The sequence below is a fragment of the Spirosoma taeanense genome, assembly GCF_013127955.1.
GTDB lineage: Bacteria > Bacteroidota > Bacteroidia > Cytophagales > Spirosomataceae > Spirosoma > Spirosoma taeanense.
The window spans coordinates 1323115-1344864 of the sequence record NZ_CP053435.1 but is presented as its reverse complement, the minus strand read 5'-3'; the positions used below and the strand labels follow the sequence as shown (position 1 = coordinate 1344864).

General features: G+C 51.1%; 16 protein-coding genes. 5 read left to right on the top strand and 11 right to left on the bottom strand.

Annotation, left to right across the window (positions count from 1 at the left end; all coding sequences use genetic code 11):
• Window positions 1-172: 172 nt before the first annotated feature.
• The 5 genes from HNV11_RS05745 to HNV11_RS05725 all read right to left on the bottom strand — a co-directional run bounded on the left by HNV11_RS05745 (window position 173) and on the right by HNV11_RS05725 (window position 8367).
• Window positions 173-2656 (bottom strand): outer membrane beta-barrel protein, encoded by a 2484-nt coding sequence (locus tag HNV11_RS05745; protein ID WP_171738759.1) that lies wholly within the window; start codon window positions 2654-2656, stop codon window positions 173-175.
• A 301-nt stretch (window positions 2657-2957) separates the two neighbouring features.
• Window positions 2958-3656, bottom strand: coding sequence for an outer membrane beta-barrel protein (locus HNV11_RS05740; protein WP_171738758.1), 699 nt, complete (start codon window positions 3654-3656; stop codon window positions 2958-2960).
• A gap of 208 nt (window positions 3657-3864) precedes the next feature.
• Window positions 3865-5145 carry a rod shape-determining protein RodA gene (rodA, locus tag HNV11_RS05735; protein ID WP_171738757.1) on the bottom strand — a complete coding sequence of 427 codons (1281 nt, stop codon included), beginning with the start codon at window positions 5143-5145 and terminating at the stop codon, window positions 3865-3867.
• A gap of 75 nt (window positions 5146-5220) precedes the next feature.
• Window positions 5221-7191 (bottom strand): penicillin-binding transpeptidase domain-containing protein, encoded by a 1971-nt coding sequence (locus tag HNV11_RS05730; protein ID WP_171738756.1) that lies wholly within the window; start codon window positions 7189-7191, stop codon window positions 5221-5223.
• 135 nt (window positions 7192-7326) lie between these two features.
• Window positions 7327-8367 carry an SMP-30/gluconolactonase/LRE family protein gene (locus HNV11_RS05725; RefSeq protein ID WP_171738755.1) on the bottom strand — a complete coding sequence of 347 codons (1041 nt, stop codon included), beginning with the start codon at window positions 8365-8367 and terminating at the stop codon, window positions 7327-7329.
• A 229-nt stretch (window positions 8368-8596) separates the two neighbouring features.
• On the opposite strand from HNV11_RS05725, the gene HNV11_RS05720 reads away from it, so the two are divergent.
• Window positions 8597-9250, top strand: a complete 654-nt coding sequence (locus HNV11_RS05720) for a Rossmann-fold NAD(P)-binding domain-containing protein (protein WP_171738754.1) — start codon at window positions 8597-8599, stop codon at window positions 9248-9250.
• A 78-nt stretch (window positions 9251-9328) separates the two neighbouring features.
• Here the strand turns inward: HNV11_RS05720 and HNV11_RS05715 are convergent, their stop codons facing one another.
• On the bottom strand, window positions 9329-11806 hold the full coding sequence (locus HNV11_RS05715) for a glutaminase family protein (RefSeq protein WP_171738753.1): 2478 nt from the start codon (window positions 11804-11806) through the stop codon (window positions 9329-9331).
• Between the two features lie 237 nt (window positions 11807-12043).
• Between HNV11_RS05715 and HNV11_RS05710 the strand changes: the two genes are divergently transcribed.
• The gene (locus HNV11_RS05710) at window positions 12044-12508 is read left to right on the top strand and encodes a GNAT family N-acetyltransferase (protein WP_171738752.1); all 465 of its coding nucleotides are present in this window, start codon (window positions 12044-12046) and stop codon (window positions 12506-12508) included.
• A 41-nt stretch (window positions 12509-12549) separates the two neighbouring features.
• The gene (locus HNV11_RS05705; protein WP_240163794.1) at window positions 12550-13410 is read left to right on the top strand and encodes a serine hydrolase; all 861 of its coding nucleotides are present in this window, start codon (window positions 12550-12552) and stop codon (window positions 13408-13410) included.
• A gap of 76 nt (window positions 13411-13486) precedes the next feature.
• On the opposite strand, the gene atpH is transcribed toward HNV11_RS05705, so the two are convergent.
• From atpH to HNV11_RS05680, 5 genes are all read right to left on the bottom strand, one after another.
• Window positions 13487-14026, bottom strand: coding sequence for an ATP synthase F1 subunit delta (gene atpH, locus HNV11_RS05700; RefSeq protein ID WP_171738750.1), 540 nt, complete (start codon window positions 14024-14026; stop codon window positions 13487-13489).
• Window positions 14027-14033: 7 nt separating this feature from the next.
• On the bottom strand, window positions 14034-14528 hold the full coding sequence (gene atpF, locus HNV11_RS05695; protein ID WP_171738749.1) for a F0F1 ATP synthase subunit B: 495 nt from the start codon (window positions 14526-14528) through the stop codon (window positions 14034-14036).
• Between the two features lie 221 nt (window positions 14529-14749).
• Entirely contained in the window at window positions 14750-15007 is a 258-nt protein-coding gene (gene atpE, locus HNV11_RS05690; protein ID WP_083732707.1) for an ATP synthase F0 subunit C, read from the bottom strand.
• A gap of 103 nt (window positions 15008-15110) precedes the next feature.
• Complete coding sequence (gene atpB / locus HNV11_RS05685; RefSeq protein ID WP_171738748.1) at window positions 15111-16208, bottom strand: F0F1 ATP synthase subunit A; 1098 nt, start codon at window positions 16206-16208, stop codon at window positions 15111-15113.
• A gap of 432 nt (window positions 16209-16640) precedes the next feature.
• Window positions 16641-16916 carry an AtpZ/AtpI family protein gene (locus HNV11_RS05680; RefSeq protein WP_171738747.1) on the bottom strand — a complete coding sequence of 92 codons (276 nt, stop codon included), beginning with the start codon at window positions 16914-16916 and terminating at the stop codon, window positions 16641-16643.
• A 117-nt stretch (window positions 16917-17033) separates the two neighbouring features.
• On the opposite strand from HNV11_RS05680, the gene porW reads away from it, so the two are divergent.
• Together porW and HNV11_RS05670 are read left to right on the top strand one after the other, a co-directional pair.
• Window positions 17034-19292 (top strand): type IX secretion system periplasmic lipoprotein PorW/SprE, encoded by a 2259-nt coding sequence (porW, locus tag HNV11_RS05675; protein WP_171738746.1) that lies wholly within the window; start codon window positions 17034-17036, stop codon window positions 19290-19292.
• Window positions 19293-19370: 78 nt separating this feature from the next.
• Window positions 19371-21728 (top strand): penicillin-binding protein 1A, encoded by a 2358-nt coding sequence (locus HNV11_RS05670; protein WP_171738745.1) that lies wholly within the window; start codon window positions 19371-19373, stop codon window positions 21726-21728.
• The last annotated feature ends 22 nt before the right edge of the window (window positions 21729-21750 follow it).

Sequence of the window (21750 nt, the reverse complement as noted above, 5' to 3'; positions counted from 1 at the left end):
GAACCTTATCTTTTTTTAGGGCAGTCTGTTTCCAGACGCTCTTAACTCAGCCTCATCTGACAGTTAGCATATTACAAAAAAGCCAGCCCTCAATCCGGGACTGGCTTTCACGTTTTCTTAACCTAAACTAATCATTCGATGTGCAATGATGTACACATCAATATCTTCTCAATCAGTTTCCTCCTTTCACACGGCCCTGTTCGGCAGAGGTGGCTGACTTACGTTCGCGGGCACCTTTTATATTCTGGTTACCAAAGCGATAGGTGAACGTGAGCATGGCCCGGCGGCTCTCCCAGCGCGATTTTACCCGGAAGTTAATATCCTGTACGACAGCCCGTCCGTTAAACTGATTCAGCCAGAAAGGGTCGTTTACGTTCAGCTTCAGATTAGCTTTGCCATCCATCAACTTCTTCTGTAAGCCTAGGCTGAAGGCCCCCATTGGCTGAGCCCGGTAGAACCCATACTGCGATGCTGAATTATACCAACCCGACACTTCGGCCGTGAGCGTTTTGTTGAGCGTAAACGTATGCGATGAATACAGATTGAACGCCACCAGCTTCACTTCGTAAGGCGTTCCCGAGTAGAACGTCTGATAATGGGTGTAATAGGTGTTAATGTTATTCTGCATCCGCCACCATTTAGCAACCGGGATCGGGAAGCTGATGTTTAAATTTACGTTATCCAGATCGCCCAGGTTTTCGGGCGTTACGTACGTAATGTTCTGGGCGGCAATCTGTCGGGGCGTTTCCTGGTTAATGAAATCCGATGTACGGCTAAAGCCTAAGGTCGTTGTAACGGCGTTCTTGTACACGTGCGTCAGTTCGACTGAATTTGTGTACTGAGGCCGCAGGAAGGGGTTCCCTTTCTGGTAGGTGTATGGATCAAGATAGAACACAAACGGGTTTAGATTCTGATAGTCCGGGCGGTCGATCCGGCGGCTGTAGGACAGATTCAGCACGTTGTTCGTATCCAGTTGCCGCGACAGGAAGACCGTCGGGAACAGATTCAGGTAGTTCCGTTCAACGCGCTGATTGAGCGTAACCGACATGCCGATTGAATGCGTATGCTCTGCCCGAAGTCCCATCTGCAGCTTGGTTTTCTTACCCAGTTTTCCGGCGTAGTTCAGATAGGCTGCGTTTATGTTTTCATCGTATTTGAACTGGTTCGACCGGCTGGCATCGAACAGCCACTGCCGATTCTCCTGCTGCAGCGTATCGTAGACCGTATTGTTGTCGGCCTTGACGAAGCTGCTTTTCAGGCCCGCTTCTACTTTGCTGCCGTTCTTCATAGGATGTACATAGTCGGTCTTGAACGCCAGAATGTTAATCATTGAAGGCATGTTGTTCCGCACATCCTGGCTAGGCCGGGTGACAGTACTGTTGGCATCGTAGTAGACTGTGCTCAGGTTATTGTGGTTCTTCCCGTCGTAATGCACATAGTCGGCATCCATCGTCAGTTCCCGGCCTTTGCCATCAAAATCATATTTGTAGTTCAGGTTACCGGTCAGGTTTGACAAAAACTCGCGGGCTTCAGTCTGGGTCTTTGGTTTGTTTATCAACTGCCGGTTTTCGTCCCGAATGAAGGTGTTGTTCACGCCAGCCGACCGCCAGTCGTTCGAGAAACCATTGACCAGCACACCAATCGTACTTTTCTGATTGATGAAGTAATCCATACCGGCCTTGTAGGAATGACCCGCAAACTGGCTCGGCCGAAACGAGTACTGATCGAAATAGGTCGTGCGACCATCATAGGGGATGGCCCGGTAAATTTCGTTGCTGTTGTTACTCAGTCGATTATAGTAGCTGTAATTGCCAAACAGGTTGATTTTACCTTCGCGGTGATTCAGGTTCAGGGTGGTTCCTACTTTAGGCCGATTCAGCAAAACGCCGTTCAGATCGCGTACCCAGCCGTAGCCGCCTGTAAAGTTCACCGACCCGTTGGTGCCGAAATTTTTGTTTTTCTTCATCTTGATGTTGATGATCCCCGAGTTGCCGGCTGCATCGTATTTGGAGCCAGGATTCGTGATGATCTCGATCGAAGCGATGTTGTCGCTGGGCGTATTCTTGAGCAGGTTCGACACTTCCTGCTGCGAGAGATACGTTTGCTTACCGTCGATATACACAATCACGCCCGCCTTGCCTTTCAGCTGAATCTGGTCGTTCTGCCGGTCGATTGTTACGCCGGGCGCTTTTTCCAGAACCTCCAGCGCCGTATTCCCGCTGGCTACAATGCTATTTTCAACGTTGACGACTGTGCGGTCAACCTGCTGCTCGATGAACGGTTTCCGGGCAACGACGTTGACTTCGGTCAGGCTTTTAGACTCATCAGTCATAACTAGTGCAGGTAATTCAAAGGCAGGATGCGTTTCATCCAGCGTGAACGGTGCGCTATACGTTTTGCGGTATCCCATTTGCTGAGCGGCTACCAGATAGGTTCCAGCCCCTACATTTTCAAATGCATATTTACCGTCTGCATCACTAATGGCTCCTTTTACCAGTGTCGAGTCCTTCGCTTTCAGCAGCATCAGGGTTGAGAATTCCAGTGGTTTTCCGGCCACCGTGCCTACCCGACCGCTTACCATACCGCGCATCAGCACCTGCCCAAAAGCAGAAAGTGTCAACAGGAGTAAAAAAGAAAGGGATAAGGTCGTTTTCATGTGTATTGTCTTTTCAGAAGGTCGATTCGTGCTTGTTATCCTTAGTACATTGCAAAGGTAGGTAGTGGGCATCGCAAAGTACCTGTTCTTACACAAGCGGTCTGATCGGAATGATGAATGGATGTTAGAAGGGAAGTATTGCTTCTGAAGAGAAATCAGAGAAAGGATATAGCAAAGTGGCGGAGCGTTGCACGACAGAACGAAAATTTTAACAGAGTTTAACCGAATGATGGCTTACCAGCGTCCTGTGGCCCTCTATTTCCTTGTTAAACTCTGTTAAAACTGCACCGACAACCCAGGCTTAGAGTTTCAGACCCACCGACCAAACGCGCGCATCAGGCCATTCACCAGCACGGAACAGGCTTTTGGGTTCATACCGACCGAACAGTTTGGCACTGCCCCGGAAGCCAATTTCTGTTGTCAGGCCCCAGCGTACCGGGTTCAGATTGAACGAACCATGGGTTCGAACGGCTTTTGCTCCTTCGGATTTTACTTTAGTATAGCTATCCAGGCGAATACCCGCGTAAGCGCCTGCACCAATCACCAGCCCCGACCGGAACGTCAGATTCAGCATCATCGGCAAATTCAGTTGGGTCGTCACAAGCTTAGACTTATCCAGTTCTGTGTTAGCTGCTTCCAGAATGAGCTGATTGTTACGTTCGACCAGCGTATTGTTGCCCTCAAACATAAAGTTGTTCCAGGCTATTTCAGGACCGACGATCAGCCGAAGCTTGGTAGGCCCATTTACGCTGAGCGGAATTCGCTTATGCCAGGCCAGCGCCAGGAAACGAGAGCCAACCGGCCGAAGCTCATAGCCCGTGCTGAGGTTATTGAAACCCAGGTAGATGCCGAAATCGCTGGTGGCCCGACGGGCATATTTTTCGTGCTTGACGGTTGTGGTGACCGTCGAGTCGGTTTTGATGATTACGGTCGTTTGAGCAAACGAAGCAGTCGAAGCCATAATCAGCGCCGTGGTGAGGAAATGGTTGATTGGTTTCATGGTTGTATTCAAGATTAAGGGTTTAGGAAAAACTGAAGTTTAACAGGTCAGGAATGTATTCGTTGTGTTGTTTGGGGGGAAGATGTCAGGAGACTGGGGGCAGGTTGCATGACTCCGGGAAAGTTTTAGAATTTTTTCAAAGTCATAAAAAAATCGCCCGCGAGTTGCGGGCGATCGTAGGTCATGATGGCTTGCTAAGAGGTGGTGCTTACCTCCGCATGGAGGCTGTCCGGCGCGAATCGAGCTTCAGGAAAATAAACAGCAAAATTGAAAAGGACCAGAGCGACGACCCGCCATAACTGAAAAACGGCAGCGGAATACCGATCACCGGCATCAGGCCAATGGTCATGCCAATATTGACCATTACGTGGAAAAAGATAATTCCGGCCACGCAGTACCCATATACCCGTGCAAATTTACTCCGTTGTTTTTCGGCCAGCAGCACAATGCGCGACAGCAGGCCAACGAACAGAGCAATGACCACCAGACTACCCACGAAGCCATGCTCTTCGCCAATTGTGCAGAAGATAAAATCGGTGCTTTGCTCCGGTACAAAGTCAAACTTGGTCTGGGTTCCCTCCAGAAATCCTTTACCCTGAAGCCGTCCCGAGCCAATGGCGATTTTGGCCTGCGTTACGTTCCAGCCTACACCCAGCGGGTCGATAGTTGGGTCGACGAGTACTTTAATGCGGTTCTGCTGGTGCTTCTGCAGGACTTTGTTGACAAAAAAATCCACTCCTGTCACCAGCCCCATCATGGCAACACCTACCAGTCCCATAGCGATCAGGTTGTTCACCGTCCGGTTATAGCGCGGCATCAACAGAACGATGAGCCCAAACAACACGACGATACCGGCAAAGATGTATAATTTTGGAAAGATCAGCGCCAGCACGAACAGGGCTGCAACAGTGATGCCTACGGCCGGAATCCAGCCCGGAAGTCCCTCCCGATACAGCATGATGGCGAATGATGCAAACACCAGTGTAGAGCCAGTTTCGTTAGAGGCCAGAATCAGGATACAGGGCAGCACGATAATTCCCCCAATGTACATGAGGTCTTTCCGCTTGGTCAGATTAATACCGGGATTGTCCAGGTACTTGGCCAGTGCCAGCGCCGTAGCCACCTTTGCAAACTCGGCGGGCTGAAGCGAAAACGCCCCGAATTTAAACCACGACCGCGATCCATTGATGTTTGAGCCGGCAACCAGTACCAGTAACAGCATCAGGATCATAAAAGCGTAAAAGAGATACGCGAAGGAATCAAAAAACTTGTGATTGATAACCAGAATACAGATAACCAGCAAAACAGTTGTACCGATCCACATCATCTGCTTACCGGCGTTGGTCGACAGGTCAAACAGGCTGGTATGGTCTTCAGGGCTGTATACGGCGGCATAAACGTTGAGCCACCCCATTGTTACGCAACCGAGGTAAAGCACCAGCGTCAGCCAGTCAATGTTTTGAGAAAATGGATCGTTGTGACTCGACACAGTACGGTATAGTTTGATAATTGGCAGCAAGCGCCGGTTTAGGCCCCTGCTTAAAGCGCTATCGGCTAAGCCAGCTTAATTTCCACTCGCAGCCGGTGCCGTCGTAATCGACTTTGGTCGGGTTGAGGTCATGAGGGGCTTAGGTACAACCGGTTGTGGTGCTTCGACAGGCTTCCGGGTTGTGTCTTTCCTGGGCGAGACGGGCTTTGGTTTAGCCACCTGGCTGATCGGCGGCATGTAATTCGATGCCAAAACCTGCTCTTCCAGCTTTTTCGCTTCGGTCCGGCGCTTGAGGTAGCGTTCTGCCACCAGAGCTGCCACCGAAGCAGCCGCTTTGCCACCCCAGCCGGCATTTTCAACGAATACGGCGATGGCAATTTTGGGGTCATTCATGGGGGCAAACCCAATAAAAATAGAGTGGTCGAACTTATGACCGTACTTGGCATTCTGCGATGTTCCGGTTTTACCGCATAGTTCAATACCGGGAATATCAGCCAGAGGGGTTACGGTACCATGCGCTACTGCGCTCCGCATGCCATCAATAACGGGCAGGTAGTATTTATAATCAATGCCTGTTTCGTGACGTTCCCTATACTGCACCGGAACCTCTACGCCTGTCTTGCCAAAGCCTTTGATGTAGTGTGGGGTAATGTACCAGCCCCGATTGGCAATCGTAGCCGCCAGATTCACCAGTTTTAAAGGGCTGATCAGCAGTTCGCCCTCACCAATACTGAGCGAATAAACATTCGAGAATTTCCAGCGGTTCTGTCCACCGTAAACCTTATCGTAGTAGCTCACCGTGGGTAGATTCCCCTTCAGCTCGCTGGGCAGATCAACGCCCAGTCGCTGCCCAATGCCGAATTTCTCGACCATTTCGTGCCACTGATGTAATCCTATCGCCGACGCTTTGAAGGTGTTGGTTTCGCTGTTGAAATAAATGAATTTACGGAACACATTGTAAAAGTAGGGGTTACAGGAGTACTGCACGGCTCCCCGCAGGTTATTGCCGCCATGACAGTGGCAGCGCATGGGCGACCCGGCATGGCCATAGACCGTGTTCGGGAATAACGATCCCTGCTGCTGCGCAATCAGGGCCTGAATCAGCTTGAAGGTTGATCCGGGCCGATAACTGGCCATAATGGGCCGGTTGATAAGCGGTTTATACGGGTTTTTAATGAGCGCCCGGTAGTTCTTTGAAAAGAACCGGCTCGACAGCAGGTTTGGGTCATAGGTGGGCGCCGAAACCGAAACCAGAATCTCACCCGTAGAAGGCTCTACAGCCACCACTGACCCAACCTTGTTTACCATCAAACTATCGGCGTAGCGCTGAACCTCTACGTCGATTCCCGTTATCAAGTTCTGCCCGGCTACAGCCAGCGTATCAAAAGCGCCGTTTTTCCAGGAGCCTTTGTTTACGCCCCGCACGTTCTGCATCATGAATTTGACGCCCCGCTTACCGCGTAACTGTTCTTCGTACTGCTCCTCAAGACCATTGTGGCCGACATAATCGCCCTGCCGGTAATAAGGAATATCCTGATTGTCGAGCTGTTTCTTGCTGATCTCACTGACGTAGCCAAGTGCATTGGCCAGCGTGTGAGCAGGATACGTCCGCATTGAACTGATGACCGGCTCAAAGCCCCGATAATCGACCAGCGCGTCCTGAATCCGAGCGAAATCTTCTTTGGAAAGCTGCCGCAGAAACAACGATGGCTTCAGCATCGAGTAGTTCTTGGCCAGCCCCATGATACTGTCGAAGTCGGACCGGCTAATGTCCATCATCTGACAGAAACTCGTCGTATCAGGAATCCGGACCTGTTTTGGCGTAACGTATAGGTCGTAAACAGGGGTATTATAAACAATCAACTGGTTATTCCGGTCGTAAATCTGCCCTCGGTACGGAATTTCGACCACCCGCTTGATGGAGTTTTTTGAAGCTCCCAGCGAATAGGTGTCGTCCAGCACCTGTAAATAAAACAAGCGGGCCAGATACGTCAGTCCAACAAGACAAAAAACGCCGATAATGACCCATTTACGATTCTCTAACATTCGAATAACTCCTTACTGCCAAGCTACGTGTTCTCTACAAAGTTAGGTTAATCATGACGATTTATAAACGATTAATAGTGCCTGCCAAGTGCCCTGTTGCGGGATCATCTATTGATTCAACATCATCCTTATTTTTTACCATCCCCGCGCCGTAGTCCGGACCCGGCAGAGATACATATCGGCGGTAATGTAGAGCGTAGACCCATCGTCGCCCCAGGCGCAGTTGGCCGTGGCGACGCCTGTTTTGATGTGCCCTAAGAAATCACCGGTCGGCGATACCACCAGGACACCGCCGGGCCCGGTTGCCCACAGGTTACCGTCGCGGTCGACCTTCATGCCGTCGAAGCCGCCTTCGAGTCCCTGCTTTTTCAGCCCTTCTGACCCGAATACAACGCGGCCTTTACCCAGCGAGCCATCGGCCTGCAGTGCATAAGCCATAATAACCGGTTGGGCGGGATCGGACTGCGCAACGTAAAGGGTTTTCTCGTCGGGCGACAAAGCCAGCCCATTAGGGCGGGTCAGATCACCCACCACCAGTGTTACACCCCCATTAGGTGCGATGCGATATACGCCAAATCCTTCTGTTTCGCGGGTTGGATCATTTTCCCGTTTGGGCATTCCATACGGCGGATCGGTGAAATAATAGTTTCCACTGGAATGCGCAATTACGTCGTTCGGACTATTGAAGCGTTTCCCTCGGTAGTTATCGGCGAGGGTTTTCTTCCCTCCGCTCCCATCCAGCGGCATCGCCGAAACGCGCCGGTCGCCGTGTTCACATGCAATCAGACGCCCCTGCCGGTCAATGGTTAGCCCATTCGCGCCGGGCTCCTCGCTATACTGGCCTACGCCCGTATAACCCGACGGTTTCAGAAACACCGAAAGACCATCTTTTTCAGTCCACTTAAAGATGGTGTTCTGCGGCACGTCCGTAAACAGCAGGAAACTCTCCGAACTGGCCGAGGTGCCCCCGCTAGATTGATTTTTCACCCAGACCGGCCCCTCCGACCATGTAAAGCCGCTGGCCAGCACTTCGATCTTAGCCTCTTTGGGAATTAATTTATCGATTCTCGAATCGAGCCGTACAATCTGACCGATTGTTGGGTAAACAGGCTGAGCTAGGCCGGGAACAAACCCCGTCAGCAGCCAGCAAATCACAAGAAAGGATTGGGTTTTCATAGTACGCGGCAGGAATTAACGGTAATAGTAGAACGCTTTTTAAAGGTCAGTCAATTTGTCTCTTTCACTCTGTCCAGTAGGCGCTTCTCGCAGCGTTATACGCAAAGTAAACCCGTAACTGAAGGCGAACGGACACGCGCCGGGCAGACGCATAGAATAGATTTTATAATTGAGCGTCTTCCTTTGTAAACGAAGCAACTAATTTAGCGTAACTACCCTCCTTCTTGTTATGACAGCACCCACTTCTAAAACAGCGTTAGTTCTCGGTGCAACGGGATTAATTGGCGATCTGCTCACCCATCAACTTGTTGACTCTCCGATCTACGATAAAATAAAGGTTTTAGTCCGCAAATCGCTCACCTGGCAACATCCCCGTTTGCAGGAGATTCAATTTGACTTCGACCATCCCAATGGTCTGGTAACGCAGGCCGACGATATCTACTGCTGCCTCGGCACGACCATGAAGAAAGCGGGGTCGCAGGAGGCTTTCCAGAAAGTGGATTATCGCTATCCGATGGACATTGCCCGCCTGGGTTTAGCAAATGGCGCTACGCAGTTCGCGATCGTAACGGCAATGGGAGCCGATACTGAGTCGTCATTTTTCTACAATCGAGTGAAGGGCGAAGTGGAACGCGATCTGGCAGCGCTCGATTATCCGACGCTGCTAATATTCCGTCCGTCATTGCTGCTTGGGAATCGAAAGGGCGAAACCCGGCTGGGTGAGCGCCTGGCCGAAGGGGCTATGCGTTTGTTCAGTCCGCTCATTCCGGCAAAATACAAAGGGGTTCAGGCTTCCAAAGTCGCCAATGCCATGTTGACAACCATGCAGCAGGGATTAACGGGAAAGCGAATCTTCGAGTCAGATTCGCTCCAAAACTTTTAAAACCTGGTTAACCACCGTATACAGCAAGAGCTCGGCAGCGACCGAGCTCTTGCTGTACATAGTATATAGCTTAGTCTATCACTTAAGCTTCTTCTCCAGCATTTTGATATAATAGCCACCTACTACCGAGCGAGCCCGGAAACCAACGTGTTTCCCGTCAGTCGTTTCGTGCCAATCGCTGAGCGGAATCCGATCCGGGCTTTCGTTGACAAACCGTAGAACGGGCGCAATCAGAGCCTCAAAATCCGCCGGTCGGTCGGCGAGTGTGGCGGTCCAGATAATCCAGTCCGATTTCGTGTAGGTTCGACGGCTATCTAACGGTAAACCGAATGGCTGCTGCTTCGTCAAGTAGTAAGCTACTTCTTTCTGAGCAACTTCCTTCGGGAAAATGTTCAGTCGCAGCAGTTTATCCCAGATGAGGTTATATTTCTGGCTCCAAGTGCCCGGGTTCTCAAACGTCAGCGTATAATGATCGCCATCGTCGGCCAGCTTCATCCATTTCTGAGCCAGCGCACGAGCCATTTCCACGTACTCTGTTTCGCGGGCTTTGTCCCCTATCCGACCGGCCAGATAACCATAGCAGGCGATACCCATAATTGCCTTGACTGAGAGGTTAGCATTCCGGGCAATATGCCCCGCGAAGTCATCCGTACACAGCTGATTGGCCGGATCGAAACCTTCTTTTTTAAGGTAATCAACCCAGGTCGTCAGGGTGGGCCAGTGCTGCCGCGCGTAATTCGCGTTACCTTCCGCGGCCGCAATTGCCGCCGTCAGGATCAACATATTCCCGCATTCCTCGACGGGCATATCCTCGCCATAGGTCTGTCCGTTGGCCAGGGGATACGTACCGACATCATGAGCCGCAAACGGCTTTGTCCATCGGCCGCTTTCAGAATATTGGAAGATCGGCTCCATCATACCCTTAAGCAGCAAGGGGTTGTATAACAGAAACAAGGGAGCCGACGGATACGTAACATCTACTGTGCCAATGGAACCATTCGAAAAATTCTCTTTTGAGAAAAAGAATGCTTCTCCTTTCGGGCCAGCAACCAGTTTGTGAGCCGCAATAGCCTGCCGATACCCAAGTACGCATAACTGAGCATACGTTGCCCCACCGGCTTTTAAGGCATCAACATAGAGTTGCTGATCAAACGCATCGCACTGGGTTTTAAGCTTGTTATAGTCGGCTTCGGCATCCTGCAGAGCCTGCTCGATCTCGGTTAACCCCTCCGTTACTTTACCGTATCGACGCCACCAGGCATTCAGCGGCTCACCAAAATATTCAACCGATTTTACGTCGTCATATCCAATGAGAAGATGCCGCCCGATTGGGTTGCTACCGACTTTACCCAGCGTCATGCTGGTTGCCAGCACCGGGAGGCTATCGCTTACCAGACGTGGCATGCGCTCGTGCAGATCCGTTACCCGTCCATCGCGCTCAAACTGATTTAGTGAACTGACCAGCGTGCCAATGCGCCGGCTGGTGCCGGGTTCGGCTACCGAGGCCACGTAGAGCTGCCCCCAGTCGATCCGGACGTCATCACCTTTACGTCCTAAGACTTTCTGCTCAACTGTCCCAACACGCATATAATCCAGTTTTGGACCGTTCTGAACGCCGGTTCGGCCCCGGCCCCAGGTTACCAGCTGATCGGCCGAGTTGACGGCTAATTCGGCCGAAACGTCTGTATATACCTGAACATCATGCGTTTTACCGTCTATCGCCCGCACGCTGTAGCTAATGTACTGCACTGGCCGCGACAACACATCCAGATTATCCATTAGCAACGGCGCCCGGAAGTTTACGGTCAGTTCAACACCAGCCGCCGTGAAGGTGTATTCGGATTGCGTCGCTGTCATTCGCCGACCGGTCTGCGTGGCCGGTTTGTAATTCAGCAGGCGCTCCTCGACCAGCCCCATATCCACAAAGCCCGGTCCCGAAAAATTCTGACTGTGGAAGGCAATCACGTTTTTACCTTTACGTAACACGTCCGAAGCTTTGCGATTGGTTGGCGTCAGCCGATATTCGGGTGAAACGCCCGCGACCCTTGCCATTCGTTCGCCATTAATGAACAGTTCGTAATTGTCGTTCTGAATGGCATCAATCAACAGGGGGCCGTCAGGAATTTTATCGAGCATGACGGTTCGCCGGACGTAAATGTCAGGCGTTGTCCATTTGGTCTGATCACTCGCGCGACTGCCAAATGTACCTTTGCCGGTTGTCCATTGACTATCGTCGAAGTCGGGCTGAGCCCAGTTGTCAGAAGTCGGCTTGTCCGTGACGTAACGGGCCTGATACTCCTGTCGCCGGGCGGATGCAACAATCGTTTCGCCTTCAAACGACGGGTTACCCATGAACCGGAACGTTCGGCCATCCACGCGAATCAAACCATTCAGCTGTTGCGGTCGTCCCGTCCAGTGACGGGTAGCGTCTGCATTCAGGCGATCACCAAACGACCAGACGCTCGTGTAGGGGTCAATCGTCAGCAACGGGGTTGCCGGCGGATTCAACGTTGGGCTGGCAGCAACTGGCTGCGTAAACCCGTTTAGGTTGTTCATGAAAAGAACAAGAATTACGGTTAGGTATGTACTTGCATAGCCAGAGCAATTCTCAAGCCAATTGCATCTATAGAACATATTTTTTAACTATTTAAATGTATTCAATTGAAAATTTAATCTCGTTTTCCCGAAAGCATTAATGATCGATTCTTTTGCGAAGTTGCAGCATTGAATAAGCCCATTTTGCCTGTCCATTCCGATTTGTTAACGCTTCGTTGCATTCATCAACCTGTAAAGATGGAGAACGCCTATTTTACCCTACCCGCTTCTGTCTTTATCCGACCAGCGGCCCAACAGGATCTGACCATTATATACGGTTTCCTGTGTGAACTGGAAGAAATGCTTCTTGACTTCAGCCGGTTTCGGGAGGTGTACACGCATAATCTGACAAACCCGATGATTCATTATTTAGTAGCTGAGCGGAATGGCGAGGTGGTCGGTTTCGTAAGTTGTCATGGCCAGTATTTGCTCCATCATACCGGCAAGGTGGGTGAAATTCAGGAGCTGTTTGTGAAACCAGCCCATCGCAATCAGCAGGTTGGCCACCAGCTTCTGGCCGCACTGGAGGCTCTGGCCGTTCAGGAGGGGTTTGTTAATCTGGAAGTAACCACGAACCAGAAACGTCTCGATACTATCCGGTTCTACGAGCGGGAAGCTTTTAACCGCACTCATTTTAAACTGGTTAAACCAATCCAACCCTAATGCGCTTCGCTTGTTTCTCTTTACTCCTCGTCAGCCTGACTATGCAGGCTCAACCTTCCACCGACGCCCGGCTCGAACGTAAGCTGCGCGTCGCCTTAGCCAATTTTCAGGGCGATGCGGGCGTTTACGTTCACCACCTGCGGACTGGCAAAACGGTCGCCATCAATGCTGATACGCTTTTCCCGACGGCAAGTACCATCAAGATCCCAATCCAGTGTGGTTTGTTTGACAAAATTCAGAAAGGTGAGTTGACCTACGGGCAGGAACTGGTTTACCATGATTCACTGCACTACGACGACGGAATTGTTGGTTCATTACGTAACGGCGCTAAAATTCCCCTCAGCGAGGTCGTTATGTTAATGGAGTCCGTCAGTGATAACACGGGTAGTTTATGGTGTCAGGCACTGGCTGGCGGTGGCGAAGCAATCAATCAATGGCTCGAAACGAATGGATTCCATCAGACGCGCGTTAACTCGCGCACACCGGGTCGTGAAGCAGCGCGCAGCCGCTATGGTTGGGGGCAGACAACGCCCCGCGAACTGGCAGGCCTGATGACCTATATCCGCCAGGGTCGGGCCGTTAGTCCTGCTGCGAGCGAAGAAATGTACCGCAACCTGGGGCGTCAGTATTGGGATAATGATGGTTTGTCACAGATTCCGCCGGAAATAAAGACGGCAACGAAAAACGGAGCCGTAAACCAGTCTCGTTCTGAGGTTGTTTTTGTCCACGCTCCTCACGGCGAGTACGTATACTGCGTCATGACAAAAAACCAGAAAGACATCCGCTGGGAACGGGACAACGAAGGGTCAGCGCTGCTGCGTAACGTATCGGCACTTCTGTGGCAATATTTCGAGCCGAAATCAACCTGGAAACCGGCCGAGGGCTATGAGAAGTGGTACTAAGCAAAAAGCCACTTCCTTATGAGAAGAAGCGGCTTTTAGTAATCAGCAAACAGGTGGTCTTTCGGCGAGCCCGCGATTAATTCAGGAATTGCAGCCGTAATTCGTTCAGTTGATTGCGAATTGAACCGTCAATCTGACGATCGCCCACGCGGAGAACATAACCGCCAATGAGTTTCTGATCAATTTTCTCTTCCAGTTCAACCAGTTTGCCGCCGGTTGTTTGTATAACCATGGCTTTAAATTTCTCGCGCAGAGGTTCAGTCAGCGGAACTGTTGTAATAACCGTTGCCCGCTCAACCCCCTTCAGCCGATCATACTGATTAATAAATTCGTCGGCAATCGCGTCCATGATCGCTTCGCGGTTTTTCTTTGCGATGATCTGAAAAAACGACATTGTAACCGGGTTTAACCGGTTGCTGAATGCCGCTTTCAGGATAGCATTCTTTTTTTCTGCCCGAACGATGGGGTTCTTCAAAATTAGAGCCAGCTGCCGGTTCTGAATCAGCGTCTGCCGGAAGAACTTCATGTCGGTATACATCGTCTCGGTAATACCCTGCTCTTTAGCCAAATCCAGCAGCGATTTGGCGTATCGAGCTGCTACAGTAGCAACTGCCATAACTGGATTAGTTTAAGCGTGATTGAGTTACCAGATCGTTGACCAGCTTTTCCTGAGCGGCTTTGTCGCTCAGTTCTTTGCGGAGCACTTTCTCAGCAATGTCGAGCGAAAGCGTTACCACTTCCTTCTTCATTTGCGCCACCAGCGTCAGACGCTCGTTCTGCATGGCTTCGCGGGCCTGCTCTAGTATGCGTTGCCCTTCGGCGGCTGCTTTGTCGCGCGAATCGGCGATCATTTTGTCAGCCGTTTCTTTCGCGCCCCGCAGAATCGCTTCGCGCTCCGAACGAGCCTGTGCCAGCAACTTTTCATTGTCGGCCTTCAGCGCGGTCATTTCAAGACGGGTCTTTTCGGCCAGATCGAGAGCACTCTGAATGTTGTTTTCACGCTCATGAAGGCTTTCTGTAATGGGTTTCCAGGCAAAAGCGCGCAGAATTAAAAACAGGCCGAGGAACACTACTACCTGCCAGAACAACAGACCAAGATCGGGAGTAAGCAAATCCATGGATTTGTAATTTTATAAATGTTTGTTTCAGATATTTCTCTGTAAGGTCCAGGCTGTCGACGAGATCGCTCATTCGGCCTAAACCGCATTCAATCTTTTGTTGGAATACCCGCCCGTCGGCAACCCCAAACGGGCGGGTAATTTCCGGAAATCAGCGAGCAGGGACGCCGGCACCTAATGCAACCAGCCTACTCAAACTTAGGCGCTGTGACTGCCCGACCTTAGGCCGTAGCAACCAGCAGACAAATAACAGCTGCGAACAGAGCCACGGCCTCGATCAGAGCCGCGATAATCAGCATGGCGGTTTGGATACGACCAGCCGCTTCTGGCTGACGAGCAATACCTTCCATAGCACTGCCACCAATCCGACCAATACCCAGACCTGCACCGATAGCGGCCAGACCAGCACCAACAGCAGCACCCATAACAGCGACGCTACCGGTAGCCTCCAACAGCAGAGCAAACAACATTGCGAACATAATACTCAAACAGATTTATTAGTGAAACAAAAGATTGCAATCCAATAAGCCGCAGGCGTTTATCCGTAAGCAGACAGCTCATCTGCCCACAACCCTGCTGCGTTTAACCTAACTCCGAGATGGTGCCCTCATGGCCAATACCATGATCGGCTTCGTGGTGTTCTTCAACAGCGCTGCCGATATACATAGCGGTCAGCAGCGTAAAGATGAACGCCTGTAGAAACGCCACCAGCAATTCGATCAGGTTGAGGAACAGCGTAAAGAACAGAACCACCGGGCTGATGGAAATGCTCGTCACCATGCCGCCCATGTGGTTCGCCATGAAAATCAGACCCAGCAAGCTCAGAATAATGATGTGGCCCGCCGTAATGTTGGCGAACAATCGAATCATGAGCGAGAGAGGCTTCATGAACAGACCAACAATTTCAACCGGAATCATTATCGGTAGCAGCGCAACCGGCACGCCCGTTGGCTTCACGATGTGCATCCAGTAGTGCTTGTTCCCACTGAAAGTCACGATAAAGAACGTAAGAACAGCCAGAACCAGCGTAACGGCAATGTTACCCGTCAAGTTGGCAGCACCCGGTAACAGCCCCAGCAGGTTGTTCACCAGAATAAAGAAGAACAGCGTCAGCAGGTACGGCAGGTATCTGCCATATTTCGGACCGATGCTCGGCTTAGCGATCTCGTCTCGTACGAACAGAATAATCGGCTCCAGCAACGACTGAATACCCTTGGGCGCTTTGCCTTTGTTCTTTTCGTAGCCGCGGCTAACGGCCGGAAACAACAGCAGCAGAATAACAGCGCTCAATAGCAGCGACGCTACGTTCTTCGTGATTGAGAAGTCGCAAATCTTGGCTTCTTCGTCGATATTACCAGCTTCGTTAACGCGGTGAATCTTGCCGTGTTCCTGTTTGTAGCCGTTGTAAACCTGTTCGTGGGCCAGCCGGGACGACGAGAAAACCTCCAGACCCCGGTCGTTTGAATATAGAATCACAGGCAACGGGATCGTGACACCATGTGCCAGTTCCCAGCCGTGTTCATCTTTAATGTGGTGCATGATCATTTCACCCACATTAAATCCTTCCTTTTTCGCAGGGGCTTCACCTTCATGGCCATGCTCCTGCGCGTTAGAAACAGCTAACGAGCTCATGACGAGCGCAATAGCCAAAACAATCTTATTAATAACCGAACGCATCATATGATGTGACTGATCGTTTTTACGAATCGCGTCGCAAGTTACGAGTAAGCGCCCAAATCTCAAAGCCTGTATAACATATATATAGTACCAGAAAGTCCAAAATGAAGACGCGTCGCTGCTCGATACCTTGAAAGAGAAAGAAACCAACAAACGCTAGCCCAAGCACTAATCGAGCAACTGTAGCGGCTAAATAGAAGGGCACGAATCGTTCCTGATTATCCTGTAAACCAGTCGTCACCAGTCTATGCGTGAGAAATGAGACGCTCAGAAAAAAGACCAGCAGAACTTTCCATTGAGCATGTAGCCAGGGGACTTGATAAAATCGTTCGGCTATGAAAAATACAATCGCCAGGAAAGCCGTAAAGAGAATAGTACGAAGCATGGAGCGCTGCCGATAACCGACAGGGATAACAAATGCAGCCAGGGTGCTGCCTATTTAGTTTGAGTTAACTGACGAATAAACAGATACAACGACGCACCAATCGCCACCAGCGAAAGCACAATAGTCCAGATGGGTCGGCGGTTATCCTGCCATTCATCCAGTTTAAGTCCCGCCCAGACACCTAAGCCGATGGTGCCGAGCATCTGAAAGGCAATTCCGCTATATTGAACAAACGAGGTCGTTTTTTCGGTTGTCGTCTTCACAACATCGTTTTTTTTCGGGTCGCTCGGCCGGTTTTCAGCGGGCTGTTCAGACTGGTTTTCCATAGTTTTCGGCCGGTTGGTGCAATATAACGTTCAAAACTCGTTAATTTGGCTCTATGTTCCATACGTCCTTTCGGGTCCGGAGCGTTTTGAATACGAGTGCCTACGTGTTATTTTCGAATGTTGTGCTATTTTCGTAACCGCCCGTTTCTCCTGCTGACGGTCCTTGCTTCGCTGACCGGTGGGCTGGTTTCGTGTTCGCAATACAGTACTAAGCCTATCAGCAAGGGATATCATAACCTGACGGCGCATTTCAATGCGTACGTAATCGCCCGCGACCAGATTAACAGCGCTGAGCAACTGCTGTTCAAAACTCGTCAGGAAAACTACAATCAACTGCTGCCTATTCTGTTACCCGTTGATTCAACGCTCGCTGAGCCAGTGAAGCCGCAGTTGGACGACGCCATAAAAAAAGCTTCGCTCATTCCCGAACGGCACCAGAATAGTAAGTGGCTCGATAATGCTTACGTTCTGATTGGCCGCGCCCGAATGCTCAAGCAGGATTTGCCGAATGCCATTGAAGTGTTCAAGTACGTCAACACGAAAGGCACGGATGAAAACGACAAACACGAAGCGCTGGTTGGGCTGATGCGGGCTTACGTCGAAGCGGGTGATTATCCAAACGCCCTGAACGTTGCCGAGTATTTACGCACGCAGCCCCTCAACAAAGCCAATACCCGCGATTTTTATCTGACGAAAGCTTATCTGCACGAGCGTAAAGGAGAGTATGCCACCGCAGCCGGGATTCTGGACGCCACATTTCCGGCGCTGAAAAAAGGAGAAGCCACGGCCCGGCTACACCTCATTGCGGGGCAGTTGTATGATCTGATCGGGCAGCCTCAAAAAGCATACGCGCATTATCAGTGGGTTTTGAAATCTCATCCGAGCTACGATCAATCATTCTACGCAAACCTGTATGCTATTCAGAGTAATGGGTTAACGGGCGATCAGAAGCGGGTGGCGCAGTCGGCGGAGACATTCGAAAACATGCTCAACGACCGCAAAAACGCGGATCTGAAAGATAAGATTTATTACACCATGGGCTTGCTGGAAGCCCGCAATGGACGGATTGATAAGGCCATCAACTTCTACAGCCGGTCTATTCAGGAAGCGGGCGCCAATACATCCCAGGTTCCGTATACCTACCTGGAAATGGGACGTTTGTACTTTGAGAAAAAAGCCGATTACGTGAAAGCGAAGGTATATTACGACAGCGCCATGGCACTGCTCCCTCCGCAGTCGCCCGATTACGCGGCTATACAGGTCCGCAAGAAAACCCTCGACGAATTTGTTCAGTACCAGACGACGATTCGTACCGATGATAGTCTAATTCATCTGGCTCAGATGAGCCCGGCTGCACTTGACAAATTAGTTGATAACGTCATTACGCAACGCGAGAAAGAAGACCAGGCTCAAGCCGCTTTAGCTCAGCAGATTATTGATAGGGCGTCGGGCGGGAACGTAAGCACAGTAGCTGGTGCAACGAACTCCAACCTGCCCCCTAACGAACGTTGGGTCCTGTATAACCCGGTTGCGTTAAGTCAGGGACGGCAGGATTTTACGGCCCGCTGGGGTAACCGACCGCTTGAGGATAACTGGCGACGTAGTAATAAAGAGGCCTCGGAAGCTATAGCCAATGCCTCCAGTCCGCTGAATGGAGCATCGGCCGCCAATGCCGTTAATCCCAATCCCCCCCTGCAACAGCCCGATGCAACCAATGCATCGGCATCATCTGCTCTGAACGAGACTGTCGCGAGTCGAAAAGCGCAAAAAGACGCGCTGTTCGCTCAGATTCCCTTCTCAAAGGAAGCGCAGTTAGCGGCTAATCAGCGGATTGAAAACGCCTTGTATAAACTAGGCAAGCTCTACAAGTTTCAGTTGGATCAACCCGCCGATGCCATCCAGACATTCGAACAGTTGCTGACGCGCTACCCAAATACGCTGCAAAAACCAGAGGTTTATTACCTGCTGCATTTGTCAAATGAGCAGTTGGCAAAAGCCTCCATCTGGAAAGACAAACTGCTGTCCGAGTACCCCAATACGTCCTATTCGCGGCTGGTTGGTCGGGCAGTTGCTCAGACGACTGATTCTGAAGCCCAGGCTCAGAAGGTTTACGCAGATATTTATGATCTCTATAAAGCCAATAACGTAACGGAAGCCCTTGCCCGCGCTGAAAACGCGTTGAGTCTCTTTGCGGGCACCCAACTGGAAGACAAACTGGCGCTCCTGCGGGTTATTCTGGTTGGACGGGTGCAGGGCATTGATGCCTACCGGCAGGCAATGAATGAGTTCGTACGCGATTATCCCGGTAGTAAGCTACTTCCCCGCGTGAAAGAAATGCAGGCTGCGGCCGACCAGCCGACAGCCAAAAGAAAATAAATTTACGGTCCAGATTTACGTTTTCGTAGTTCTTACGTACTCGTAAATTAGACTGAATCCCAAAATTCACAGAACAGAATGCCTGAATTTGCACCCGGCCGATACCGGAACACTATTCGAAAACTTTGGCAGTATTCGTTGATCAGCCTGACCCTGCTGGTTCTGTATGTACTGGCTGTCAGTTATAATTTTTTATGGCTTTTCGGTGGTATGCCCAGCCTGAAAGCGCTGGAGAACCCGCAGAGCGAGGTAGCTTCGGAAGTGTATACCGCCGATAACCATCTGCTGGGTAAATATTATATCGAAAACAGGACACCCATTGAAATTACGCAGGTATCTCCCAATATAGTCTCGGCCCTCATGGCGACTGAAGACGCCCGCTTTGTGAAGCACTCGGGCATTGACCCGCGTTCGCTTTTTCGGGCCGTTGGCGGTTTTATCACCTTGCGGGATGCCTCAAGTTCAGGGGGAGGCAGTACGCTGACGCAGCAGACGGCCAAGAACCTGTTCGATACTCGGCGCGAAGAGCTGCGGGGCACCCTGGGTCGTATTCCCGTTGTCGGACTTGTTATTGCCAAGACGAAAGAATGGATTCTGGCTGTGCGGCTGGAACGCAACTATACCAAACAGGAGATCATGATGATGTATCTCAACACGGTGTCGTTTGGTAACAACACGTACGGCATAAAAACAGCGGCCAAGACCTACTTTGACAAAGAGCCGTGGAATCTGAACGTTGAAGAAGCGGCCCTCCTCGTTGGGATGCTGAAAAATCCAACGCTGTATAACCCCCGACTCTTCGAGGAACGAACCCGCGAACGGCGAAATGTGGTGTTGGGGCAGATGAAGAAATACAGGTTCCTCACCGATGAACAGTTTCTTACGTATAAAAACAAGCCGCTAAAACTTGACTTCAGCATCGAAAATCAGAATACCGGGATGGCGGCCTATTTCCGGTCGGTCATCAAAGACGATATAAAGGCGTTTATCCGCCAGTATAACGCCGATAATCCCGGTGCCGATCTGGACCTCTACACCAGCGGACTGCGCATCTATACAACCATTGATTCGCGCATGCAGACCTATGCCGAGGAAGCTGTGATGGCTAATATGCGCGACCAGCAAAAGAAGTTTTACGAGCACTGGCGCGGTCGGAACCCCTGGGTCCAAAAAAACCCCAGGAGCAAAAAGTACGAGGAAATACCGGGGTTCATCGAGACCGTTGCCCGCCGGACCTCTCGTTACAAGCAGTTAAAAGCTGGGTATGGTGATGACGAAAAAGCGATCTGGCGCGAAATGCAGAAACCGACCAAGATGAAAGTGTTTGTTTATGGGGGTCGGCGCAATGAGAAAGATACGACCATGAGTCCGCTGGATTCAATCCGGTATTACAAGCGGCTGCTCAATACAGGTTTCATGTCAATGGACCCCCGCTATGGCCACGTTAAAGCCTGGGTTGGTGGCATCAATTTCAAGCACATGAAATTTGATCACGTTCGCCAGAGCCGCCGTCAGCCGGGTTCCACATTTAAACCGTTTGTGTACCTGACTGCCATGGATCAGGGCTTCGTTACGCCCTGCAGTCATCTAGTTGACCGGCCCACGGTCTTTGCGCACGGCGAAGATAACAATGGCGGTCCTGCCTGGATGCCCAAAAACTCGACAGGGCGTTACAGTGGCCGGAGCCTTTCGCTGCGGGAGGCCCTTGGCCAATCGATTAATACGGTGAGTGCCCAACTGATTAAGAAAACGCGTGCGGCTGCCGTTATTAAGTATGCCCACGAGATGGGAATCCAGAGCAAAGACCTGCCGAATAACCCAACGCTCTGCCTGGGCACCGGCGACGTATCGGTCTATGAGATGGTCGCGGCTTACTGCGCCTTTGCAAACGGAGGTATTCGCGTTCGGCCCATGATGATCCTGCGCATTACGGACAAAAACGGCAACGTCCTGAAAACCTTTACGCCCGATGCCAATCAGGTTATCAGCGCTAACCGCGCTTACGAGATGCTGCACCTGATGCGCGGGGCCGTCGAAGAGCCAAACGGTACGGCCCAGCGGCTACGAACGCAGTACAAACTCCTGGAAGGCGGGAATGAAATCGCGGCCAAGACCGGCACAACGTCCAATTATTCCGATGCCTGGTTTATGGGCATGACCCAGCACCTGGTTTCGGGTTTGTGGGTAGGTGGTGACGATCGGCCAATTCACTTCCGAACTATCGAACTCGGTCAGGGTGGCCGGATGGCCATGCCTGCCTGGGCAATGTATATGCAGAAAGTGTATGCCGACAAGTCGCTGACCAGCTATCGTCCTGAGCCCTTCCGCAAACCAAATAACTTTAAAATTGACTGTGGCGGCTATCACATTGACTCTACCCAGCGGTATATTCCACCTAAGGTTGTGCCGGAGGATGAAGAAGAAATTCTGCAATGAGTATAGCCGACAACCTTTAACA

Excerpts from the sequence above, each read along its gene's own strand:
- HNV11_RS05745 (WP_171738759.1), bottom strand. The coding sequence starts at position 2,656 with ATGAAAACGACCTTATCCCTTTCTTTTTTACTCCTGTTGACACTTTCT.
- HNV11_RS05740 (WP_171738758.1), bottom strand. The coding sequence starts at position 3,656 with ATGAAACCAATCAACCATTTCCTCACCACGGCGCTGATTATGGCTTCG.
- HNV11_RS05730 (WP_171738756.1), bottom strand. The coding sequence starts at position 7,191 with ATGTTAGAGAATCGTAAATGGGTCATTATCGGCGTTTTTTGTCTTGTT.
- HNV11_RS05725 (WP_171738755.1), bottom strand. The coding sequence starts at position 8,367 with ATGAAAACCCAATCCTTTCTTGTGATTTGCTGGCTGCTGACGGGGTTT.
- HNV11_RS05720 (WP_171738754.1), top strand. The coding sequence starts at position 8,597 with ATGACAGCACCCACTTCTAAAACAGCGTTAGTTCTCGGTGCAACGGGA.
- HNV11_RS05715 (WP_171738753.1), bottom strand. The coding sequence starts at position 11,806 with ATGAACAACCTAAACGGGTTTACGCAGCCAGTTGCTGCCAGCCCAACG.
- HNV11_RS05710 (WP_171738752.1), top strand. The coding sequence starts at position 12,044 with ATGGAGAACGCCTATTTTACCCTACCCGCTTCTGTCTTTATCCGACCA.
- HNV11_RS05705 (WP_240163794.1), top strand. The coding sequence starts at position 12,550 with ATGCAGGCTCAACCTTCCACCGACGCCCGGCTCGAACGTAAGCTGCGC.
- atpH (WP_171738750.1), bottom strand. The coding sequence starts at position 14,026 with ATGGCAGTTGCTACTGTAGCAGCTCGATACGCCAAATCGCTGCTGGAT.
- atpF (WP_171738749.1), bottom strand. The coding sequence starts at position 14,528 with ATGGATTTGCTTACTCCCGATCTTGGTCTGTTGTTCTGGCAGGTAGTA.
- atpE (WP_083732707.1), bottom strand. The coding sequence starts at position 15,007 with ATGTTCGCAATGTTGTTTGCTCTGCTGTTGGAGGCTACCGGTAGCGTC.
- atpB (WP_171738748.1), bottom strand. The coding sequence starts at position 16,208 with ATGATGCGTTCGGTTATTAATAAGATTGTTTTGGCTATTGCGCTCGTC.
- HNV11_RS05680 (WP_171738747.1), bottom strand. The coding sequence starts at position 16,916 with ATGGAAAACCAGTCTGAACAGCCCGCTGAAAACCGGCCGAGCGACCCG.
- porW (WP_171738746.1), top strand. The coding sequence starts at position 17,034 with ATGTTGTGCTATTTTCGTAACCGCCCGTTTCTCCTGCTGACGGTCCTT.
- HNV11_RS05670 (WP_171738745.1), top strand. The coding sequence starts at position 19,371 with ATGCCTGAATTTGCACCCGGCCGATACCGGAACACTATTCGAAAACTT.